This window comes from Nitrobacter winogradskyi (assembly GCF_006539545.1).
GTDB classification, from domain to species: Bacteria; Pseudomonadota; Alphaproteobacteria; order Rhizobiales; family Xanthobacteraceae; genus Nitrobacter; species Nitrobacter winogradskyi_A.
This window is the reverse complement of record NZ_BJNF01000044.1, coordinates 23,919-33,262: the sequence shown is the minus strand read 5'-3', so window position 1 is coordinate 33,262 and position 9,344 is coordinate 23,919. Positions and strand designations below refer to the sequence as shown.

The 9,344-nt window shown below is 59.7% G+C and carries 6 protein-coding genes; 2 read left to right on the top strand and 4 right to left on the bottom strand.

Features of this window, described 5'->3' with window-relative positions:
- Window positions 1–235 precede the first annotated feature (235 nt).
- Both clpA and clpS read right to left on the bottom strand, forming a co-directional pair.
- Window positions 236–2,641 carry an ATP-dependent Clp protease ATP-binding subunit ClpA gene (clpA, locus tag NWI01_RS09320; RefSeq protein WP_141383579.1) on the bottom strand — a complete coding sequence of 802 codons (2,406 nt, stop codon included), beginning with the start codon at window positions 2,639–2,641 and terminating at the stop codon, window positions 236–238.
- Window positions 2,642–2,890: 249 nt separating this feature from the next.
- On the bottom strand, window positions 2,891–3,226 hold the full coding sequence (gene clpS, locus NWI01_RS09315) for an ATP-dependent Clp protease adapter ClpS (RefSeq protein WP_141383584.1): 336 nt from the start codon (window positions 3,224–3,226) through the stop codon (window positions 2,891–2,893).
- Between the two features lie 502 nt (window positions 3,227–3,728).
- Between clpS and NWI01_RS09310 the strand changes: the two genes are divergently transcribed.
- Window positions 3,729–5,444, top strand: coding sequence for a TadE/TadG family type IV pilus assembly protein (locus NWI01_RS09310; protein ID WP_141383578.1), 1,716 nt, complete (start codon window positions 3,729–3,731; stop codon window positions 5,442–5,444).
- Window positions 5,445–5,625: 181 nt separating this feature from the next.
- On the opposite strand, the gene NWI01_RS09305 is transcribed toward NWI01_RS09310, so the two are convergent.
- On the bottom strand, window positions 5,626–5,964 hold the full coding sequence (locus tag NWI01_RS09305) for a phasin family protein (RefSeq protein WP_141383577.1): 339 nt from the start codon (window positions 5,962–5,964) through the stop codon (window positions 5,626–5,628).
- Between the two features lie 374 nt (window positions 5,965–6,338).
- Here NWI01_RS09305 and NWI01_RS09300 point away from each other — a divergent pair, with 374 nt between their 5' ends.
- Window positions 6,339–8,099: a serine hydrolase gene (locus tag NWI01_RS09300; RefSeq protein WP_141383576.1), complete on the top strand. Its 1,761-nt coding sequence runs from the start codon at window positions 6,339–6,341 to the stop codon at window positions 8,097–8,099.
- A gap of 321 nt (window positions 8,100–8,420) precedes the next feature.
- On the opposite strand, the gene NWI01_RS09295 is transcribed toward NWI01_RS09300, so the two are convergent.
- Complete coding sequence (locus NWI01_RS09295; RefSeq protein WP_141383583.1) at window positions 8,421–9,143, bottom strand: DnaJ domain-containing protein; 723 nt, start codon at window positions 9,141–9,143, stop codon at window positions 8,421–8,423.
- Between the last annotated feature and the right edge of the window lie 201 nt (window positions 9,144–9,344).

The following is a 9,344-nucleotide window of genomic DNA, read 5'->3' as shown; positions in this document are numbered from 1 at the left end:
ACATCAGAAGCGAGGCTCTAGGCTGAACCGTTTCTTGAATATGATCCGGAGCAATCCTGATCCGAGATTATCGTGATCTGGAGCGCCTGGGTTCCGCGCACGCAAACGGCCGGCACATTACGTGCCGGCCGTTTTGTTTATTCACCGGAGCGCTTGTTAGCGCGTTTTCTTCATGCGATCGGCGTCCATCCTCGGGTCAAGCTGGAGGATATGGTTCGCTCGAAAACGCAATGGCTCAGACCTTAAGCGGCTCCTCCGACGTAAGTCCTCCGCCGTCCGGCCTGGGCTTGCGCGGTGGTGTCCGCTTGCGCGCGCCCGGAAGGTTCTCGGGCTTCGGCGTGACCGGCCCTTCGATAAACTCGAAGCCGATCTTCTCGAGATCAACGCCCGCGACCGCTTCGTCCTTGACCAGAACAACGCGAACGTGGCCGCCACCCTTGAGCTTGCCGAACAGCACCTCGTCTGCGAGCGGCTTCTTGATGTGCTCCTGGATCACCCGCGCCATCGGCCGGGCGCCCATCTGCTCGTCGTAGCCATGCTGGACCAGCCAGGACTTGGCCGTATCAGAAAGCTCGATCGTTACAAAACGATCCGCAAGCTGCGCTTCGAGTTGCAACACGAACTTCTCGACCACCATGCCGATGATGTCCGTGCTGAGATGGCCGAACGAAACGACGGCATCGAGCCGGTTACGGAACTCAGGCGAGAACTGGCGGTTGATCGCCTCGCGATCGTCCCCTTCCCGCTTGCTGCGCGTGAAGCCGAACGCAGCCTTGGCCATGTCCGAGGCGCCCGCATTGGTCGTCATGATCAGGATCACGTTACGGAAGTTGACCTGCTTGCCGTGGTGATCGGTGAGCCGGCCGTGATCCATGATCTGCAACAGCACATTATAGACATCCGGGTGCGCTTTCTCGATTTCATCGAGCAGCACCACCGAATGCGGATGCTGATCGACGCCGTCAGTCAGCAGGCCGCCCTGATCAAAGCCGACATAGCCGGGAGGCGCACCGATCAGCCGTGAAACGGTGTGCCGTTCCATGTATTCGGACATGTCGAAGCGCAGCAGTTCGACGCCGAGCGCCTCCGCAAGTTGTTTGGCGACCTCCGTCTTGCCGACGCCGGTCGGGCCGGAGAACAGGTAGGAACCGATCGGCTTCTCCGGTTCGCGCAAGCCGGCGCGCGCCAGCTTGATCGACGCCGTCAGAGCCTCGATCGCGCGATCCTGTCCGAACACGACACGCTTGAGAGTCTGTTCGAGATGCTTGAGAACCTCCGCATCGTCCTTCGACATGCTCTTGGGCGGGATCCGGGCCATGGCCGCGATCGTGGTCTCGATTTCCTTGATCCCGATCGTCTTCTTCCGCTTGTTCTCAGTCACCAGCATCTGCGCCGCGCCGGATTCGTCGATCACGTCGATCGCCTTGTCGGGCAACTTGCGGTCGTGAATATAGCGGGACGACAACTGCACCGCCGCCTCGATCGCATCGTTGGTGTATTTCAGCTTGTGGTAGTCCTCGAAATACGGCTTGAGGCCCTTGAGGATGGCGATGGCATCCTCGACCGACGGTTCATTGACGTCGATCTTCTGGAACCGGCGGACCAGCGCGCGATCCTTCTCAAAATGCTGCCGGTATTCCTTGTAGGTGGTCGAGCCCATGCAGCGGATCGTTCCCGACGCCAATGCGGGCTTGAGCAGATTCGAAGCATCCATCGCGCCGCCGGACGTCGCTCCCGCGCCGATCACCGTGTGAATCTCGTCGATGAAGAGAACCGCGTTCGGGTGTGCTTCGAGTTCCTTGAGCACCTGCTTCAACCGCTCCTCGAAGTCGCCGCGATAGCGTGTGCCCGCCAGCAGCGTTCCCATGTCGAGCGAGAATATGGTCGCGGCCGCCAGCACCTCGGGAACTTCACTGTCGACGATGCGTTTCGCCAACCCTTCGGCAATCGCGGTCTTGCCGACACCGGCGTCGCCGACAAAGAGCGGGTTGTTCTTCTGCCTACGGCATAGCACCTGGATCGCCCTGCTGATCTCGACATTTCGCCCGACCACCGGATCGATCTTGCCGTCCCGCGCCTTCTTGTTCAGATTGACGCAGTAGGTGTCGAGCGCGTCGCCCTTCTTCTTGGCGTCGTCGCCGCTCTTGGTTTCGGTCTCTTCGTCGACGCCGCGCACCGGCCGCGCTTCGGAAACGCCGGGGCGTTTGGCGATGCCATGACTGATGTAATTCACCGCGTCGTAGCGAGTCATGTCCTGCTCCTGCAGGAAGTAGGCGGCATGGCTCTCTCGCTCCGCGAAAATCGCGATCAGCACGTTGGCGCCAGTCACCTCCTCGCGGCCGGACGACTGCACATGAATCACAGCCCGCTGGATCACGCGCTGGAAACCGGCGGTCGGCTTGGCGTCGTCAGCGGCTTCCGCCGTGACCAGGTTTTCAAATTCGGTCTCGAGATAATTCACGAGGCTGCCGCGCAGCTTGTCGAGATCGACGCTGCAAGCCCGCATAACCGCTGCCGCATCCGAATCGTCGACCAGCGACAGCAAAAGGTGTTCGAGCGTGGCGTATTGATGATGACGCTCGTTTGCAATTGCGAGCGCCCGATGCAGGGATTGTTCCAGGCTTTGAGAAAAAGTTGGCATTGCGCGTCCTCTAGGGTCTCTTGGCCATCATGATCGCCATCGCCCCGTCAGGCAACAACAACCTTATGTCAACAATATAGTCGTACAATATCCGGAGGAAAAGGGTCCGTCTTCCGCCAAGAAAATCGCGCGCGGCGAGGCTCTCGCCGACAGACGCGCATGGCGATTATGCTCAACCGAGCCGGGCGCGGAACATCGCGAATCCGGGCAGCCGCGAAATATCCGTTCCGTTTTTGCGAATCGATGCGCTTATTTTTTTTCCATCACGCATTGCAGCGGATGCTGGTGCTTGCGCGCGAAATCCATCACCTGCGTGACCTTGGTTTCGGCGACCTCGTAAGTGAACACGCCGCATTCGCCGATACCATGATGATGAACGTGCAGCATGATCTGGGTAGCGGCCTCCAGATCCTTTTGAAAGAACTTCTCAAGGACGTGAACGACGAACTCCATCGGTGTGTAGTCATCATTCAATATGAGCACACGATAGAGATTGGGACGTTTCGTCTTTGTCCTGACTTTGGTGATGACCGAAGCGGCCGGATCGCCACGGCCAGCGGCGTGGTCGTCCTCGTCTTCACTCATTCTCGGTGCTGAACGGTTATTGCTCACGGGCAGCACGGACGTTTCGGGTGTTTGAATGACGGGCGGCTTCAGCATGGCTCAGGCGTTCGATGTCTTCAGCATTCAATGTTTTCAGGCGTCGATTTCTTGCCAGGACAAACGATGGAGCCGGCAAGGAGACCGCACGCCACTTCAGTCCAGGCAAACGTAGTTCAGGCAACATATCAGGGCCGCCCCGTCTTATCTGACTGTCGGCCGGCCCGGACGGATTAAGTATGGGTTTGTATTGGCCTCACCGCAAGATCGTAATTGCTGCGGTCGACTGTGGGGGGATGGTTAACCAACCCCTCCTGCCTTCCCCGAATGTCAGATCCTCCTGTTCATGATCGGTTGACGATGGATAAGCATTTTGAACAGTTGCCGCAATTTGTGCGGCTATTTACCTGCTTTCTCAGGACAACTTTACCACACGTTTAGCCGGGATGTCCGAAATGCGGCTGGAGCCAACGGATCGGTGTCAGCCATGTCTGGGACGTCAACTTGCAAACGGATTCGCAGTTCGATCAGGCGTTTTGATCGGGATTTCCGAGGTAACATCGCGCCTATTTTCGCGATCGCGCTTCTGCCGGTGCTGGGCTTTGTGGGCGCTGCTGTCGATTATACGCGGGCGAACGCAGCCCGCTCATCGATGCAGGCGGCTATGGATTCGGCGGTGCTGATGGTTTCCAGGGACGCCGCGGCCAACCCGGCCATGACCTCCCAGCAGATCACCGACGCGGTGCAGCGCTACTTTAACTCACTTTATAATGACAAAAGCGCATTCAATGTCAGCGTAGGCGCGACCTATACCCCGAGCACGTCATCGGCGGCGGCGGCGAAGATCCTCGCCTCCGGACAAGGCGCGATCAAAACCGATTTCATGAAAATCGCCGGCTTTCCGCAACTCAGCTTCGGTACCAGTTCCACGTCCACATGGGGTAATTCGCGGATGAGGGTCGCCCTGGTCCTCGATAACACCGGGTCGATGCGAGACAACGGCAAGATGGCCGCGTTGCAAAAGGCGGCCAAAGACATGATCGACTCGCTGTCGGCATTCGCCAAAACCGCCGACGACGTCTACATTTCGATCGTTCCGTTCGCAAAGGACGTCAACGTTGGAACTTCCAACGTCAGCGCATCATGGATTAGCTGGTCAGAGTGGCTGGACGAACCCCCGATCCTCAAGAACTCGAAGCCGAGCAACTGGGACGCCACCATTGCCGACTCGAATTGCCCATTCACCAACAATAACCACGGTTTCACCTGCACCGATCGTCCGGCAACCTTAAGCGGAGCCAGAAGCGCCTCCAGAATTCCTTCCAGCGGAAGGTACGCCGGATACATTTGCCCGAGCGCGGATAGCGGCAGGAAGATCCCGGGCAAGAACGGTGTTCTTTACAACGGATGCTACCGGACGGTGACAAAAACCATCGCTTCGGGATCAGGTGCGAGCTGCGGATCCACACAGTACTGCGCCTGCAGCGGGAGCGGTCGGAACCGGGTTTGCACCCAGGTGCTGCACCCCTGGCGCGATACGGACAGCCCCGGAGATTCAGCCGCCGCCCCCGCCGCTCCCCGGCCATCGGCAGCGGAAGCCGATGGCGGCTGGACCGGTTGCATCAACGACCGCGATCAGAACTACGACATTTCCAATGCCGATCCCTCTTCGGGCAGCAATGGAAAACCCTCCACGAAGTTCTACGCCGAACAGTTGAACGGCTGTCTTCCAGCCACGATTACCCCCGTGAGTTCTCAATCGAGTACTCTGAAGAACGAGATCGACTCGATGTCGCCCAGCGGAAGTACGAACCAGGCCATCGGCCTCGCCTGGGGATGGCAGACGCTAAGTACCACGAACGGTCCCTTCCCGGCTCCCGCCAAGGATAAAGCATATGTCTATCAGGACTATCTGGTTCTCTTGTCAGACGGGTTGAACACCCAGAACCGCTGGTCAGGCAACGGAAGCGACCACTCGCCAGAGGTCGATGCGCGGCAGGCGCTGCTATGTCAGAAGGTCAAGGACAGCGGCACCGTCATTTTCACCGTCCAGGTCAATGTCGGCAACAGGGATCCGTTATCCCAGGTGCTACAGGACTGCGCCTCCAACGGAAATTTCCAGATGATCACCTCGGCTAACCAGACCGCCGACGCTTTTCAGAACATCCTCACGCAAATCTCGCAACTCCGCATCGCCAAATAGCGAGGCGCTAGGGCCTTTCCGCTTCTGACTGGATCAGAAGCGGGCCTCTATGATATTGTTTTGACACGTTTTCTTCACGCGAACCGGTGTCCACTTCGCTCGAAAACGCTCTAACCAACAAAAAGCCCGGCCGAAAACTGCGGCCGGGCTACGCTTATATTCGGGGCCCTTGCCCTGGGTATCAGCGGGCGTCCGGAACGAACTTCGCCGTAAAATCCTCAAACGGCTTATAGGCTTGCTTGGCGAGGTCAACGTAGAGTCCACCGATTTTCTGTGACTCGCTGACGAACGTCTCGTAGGCGGTTCTGGCATACACGGTCTGCGCCTCGATCGCCTGATCCAGCGATTTCGCTCCGGCGAGCTTCTCGGTGAATGCCCTGCCGTCATCAAACGACTTTCGCGAGTAATCGCTGAAGGCTACAGCGATCTCCTGAATGCCTTTCTGAAAACCGCTCGCGGTCGTGACCGCGGCGTCGAACTGCTCTTTACCCTGCTGCTGAATGTCTTCGATCTTGGTCATGATGATTCCTTATCGTCACCTGACGGGGTTGGAGTACCCGCCGTCCTGTCAAGTTTATAGTGCGCTGCACAATGAAATGCAAGCATTATTGTGCGGCGCACAAGATCGGCATTCGCTTTAAATTCCCAAGGTTCCATCAAGAGTTACTTAACGCTTTGGAAACTCCGGGCTCCTACCCTGATTCCCTCATCTTGAGCGTTCCCGGTGAAAAGGCAAAAAAGTACCTTGGAACCAGGCTCTTAGCCAGAATGGCAATCAGACCCTGCCACCCTCGCCGAGAGAACCGGTTTGCGCCGAACGCTCAGATCAGATGGCCGGGCAAAATTTTGCCTCACGAACCAGTGACTAAAGTCGAAAACAGGACGGGGAAGTATATGCTTCGCACCACCTTGGCTTCCTCGCGCGCAACGCGTGTTGGCGCGCTTGGGCTTGCAGCGATCGTCGCCGTCGTTTTTACGATCGATCATGCAGATGCGCGGCGTGCCCGTCAGCATCACCGCCACCATCAGCAGGTGCGGTATAGCTACAATCCGCCCTTCGCGTCGATCGTGGTGGACGCCAATTCCGGGGCGACGCTATCGTCCACCAGCCCCGACAGTCTTCGCCATCCGGCGTCGCTCACCAAGATGATGACGCTCTACATGCTTTTCGAGCGTCTGGATGCCGGCAGGATCGGCCTCGACAGCGAGATGCGCGTTTCAGCGCGCGCGGCCGCGCAGAACCCGACCAAGCTCGGCCTGCGACCGGGTCAGACCATCCGCGTCGAAGATGCGATCAAGGGGCTGGTGACGAAATCCGCCAACGACGCGGCGGTCGTCATCGCCGAGGCGATCGCGGGCGACGAGGACGACTTCGCCCGGATGATGACGCGGAAGGCCCGCGCGCTCGGCATGACACGGACGGTCTATCGGAACGCTTCAGGTCTTCCCGACGACGATCAAGTCACCACGGCACGGGACCAGGCAACGCTCGGCCGTGCGTTGCAGGATCGTTTCCCACGCTACTATCGCTACTTCGCGACCACCTCATTCACGTTCCGCGGCCGCACCATTCGGGGCCATAACCGGCTGGTCGGCAGCGTCGATGGCGTCGATGGCATCAAGACCGGCTATATTCGAGCTTCCGGCTTCAACCTCGTCACCAACCTCAAGCGCGGCAATCGCCATCTTGTCGGCGTGGTTCTTGGCGGCCGCAGCGGCGGCTCCCGCGATGCGACCATGCGCAAACTGCTGGCCGAAAACCTCGACAACGCCGCGACGCGGCGGACGGTCGCCGCAATTACCGAAAGCAGCATGTCGGAGGCCAATGCGAGAGCGGCCGAGGATCAGGCGCGCTCACGGCCCAGGGGCACGACGCAGGTGGACGGGGCCGTTCAAGTCGCGTCCACTGTGCCAGAGCCTGTCTCGCTGCCGGCTGAACGTCCCGCCCATCTGAGCCGATCGCTGGTAACGACCTCGGCGGCTGCGTTGCCTCCGAAGCGGCCTGTAGCCGAACCGGCTCCCTTGACGAGTGGCGTTATCGAAACCCAGCAGATCGACGCCGTTCCCGGCTCCGCCGAACCGATGAAGCCGGTGCGGGTCAAGACGGTACAGGTCAGGGCGAAAACGGTCAGACTGGCATCGGCTGGGCCCTCGCCTGCTGTGTCGCCGGCCGCTGACGACGCCGCGGCGGATCGCGAGGCGACGCCGGAAACGTCGGGCTCGGTCGTGGCGCGGGCGAACATGCCGCCGCAGCCTGCCAACTTCGGCACCGGTCAGGGCATCCTGGGCGTGCTTCCGGCCTCCAGTCTTCCTGCTTCGACACGGCAGGCGATGGCTCATACTGATCCGGCGCCTGCGGTTCAGCCTCGGACAGTTCAGAAGAATGGCGCGTTGAAACCGGTCGCGTCGCATTCGGGTTGGATTATTCAAGTCGGCGCGCTGGAAACCGAGAGCCAGGCGCGTGAGCGTCTCGATGCGGCCCGAGGCCGCGCTCCCAGGATGCTGGGCAAGGCCGATCCTTTCACCGAGACCGTCGCCAAGGGCAGCAAGAAGCTGTATCGCGCCCGCTTCGCCGGTCTCGACCGCGATGAGGCCGAAGCCGTGTGCCGCAAGCTGAAGCGTTCGGATATATCCTGCATCACGATCAAAAACTGATCGCCCCGCCCGCAGTCATACGTGACACCAGAATTGAGAGCCCAGCGTCTGATGGAATCAGAAGCTGGGCTTTCATGTTGATGCGACACGTTTTCCCTCATGGGAACCGATGTTCATCCGGGGCGAGCCCGAGGATGCGCTTTATCCAGGCATAGGTGATCTACGCACCCAAGCCACTCCATGCAAACCACTCGTCAACAATTGATGGATAATGTTCAACGCAACGATCGATCCGCCGGACAACGGCGGGCGAAACCGGGGCCGCGTCCGACAGAAAGACAGAAGCAACTCGCAGTGTAGCGTTTGGTGGCGTTGTTGGAGTCAGCTGCGATGAGTGCGAAGCAAAGTATCCTTGGCCGCGTTTACGCGAGCCGCGAGGTACGTCGACCCCCCCTGGTCGGGATGCAGTTTCTTCATCAGCCCCCGATGCGCGCGACGAATCTCGTCGCTTCCCGCCCCCGGCTGCAAGCCAAGGATCTGATAGGCCTCCTCGTCCGTCATTTTGCCGCCCGGCGACGCGTGGCTCCTCCCCCCTGCCGGATCGCCTTGCGCGTTATGACGCCAGGCGGGAAATCTGCGGTCCAGATAAGCTTCAAGTAACGCGCAGCTCTCCGCGTCGAAGCCTGTCATCATGGCGAGAAGCCGAGGCAGGTCGAAGTCATCCAGCGAGCGGCCGGCATCGGGTCCGTCAATGATCCGTCCGCCGAGGCGGCCGCTGGCGTGATCCAGAACCATATCGAGAAACCGCGAACGAACCTGGGACGTATGTCCGCTGGCCGTACGCTGCATTCCCGCGCCAAAAAGCCTGGCAAAGAAGGACATGCCGGAGGACGACCATCCCAAAAGTCCGACGCCGAGAACCGCCAGCGGCAGCGCAACCGCCAGCTCCCCCCTGCTGCCGATGAAAGCCGCCATTCCAAACGCGATGATGCCGCCGGCGAGCCTGATGGCTCGCGCCAGAACGGCCGGATTTGCCGCCCGTAATAACTGAAGCAGCAAATACAGAAAAAGAAACGTGAAGAGTCCTGCGATCAGGGTCGGCATGGCGAACAAATAGTAGCTCTACGCCGTCAACGAAAGCGCCCGTATGCGGCGGCATAGCAGCGCTACGTTCCGTGCTACGGCATGAAAGCACTCTGGAAGCGTTTGCTCACGCAAGCGTATCCATCCCCTGGGGTCAAGCCCGAGGACATGCTTCGCTCGGAGAGGCTAGAGCGTTTTCAAGCGAAGTGGATACCGGTTCGC

Coding starts and splice junctions, on each gene's coding strand:
- clpA (WP_141383579.1), bottom strand. CDS start 2,641: ATGCCAACTTTTTCTCAAAGCCTGGAACAATCCCTGCATCGGGCGCTC.
- clpS (WP_141383584.1), bottom strand. CDS start 3,226: ATGAGTGAAGACGAGGACGACCACGCCGCTGGCCGTGGCGATCCGGCC.
- NWI01_RS09310 (WP_141383578.1), top strand. CDS start 3,729: ATGTCTGGGACGTCAACTTGCAAACGGATTCGCAGTTCGATCAGGCGT.
- NWI01_RS09305 (WP_141383577.1), bottom strand. CDS start 5,964: ATGACCAAGATCGAAGACATTCAGCAGCAGGGTAAAGAGCAGTTCGAC.
- NWI01_RS09300 (WP_141383576.1), top strand. CDS start 6,339: ATGCTTCGCACCACCTTGGCTTCCTCGCGCGCAACGCGTGTTGGCGCG.
- NWI01_RS09295 (WP_141383583.1), bottom strand. CDS start 9,143: ATGCCGACCCTGATCGCAGGACTCTTCACGTTTCTTTTTCTGTATTTG.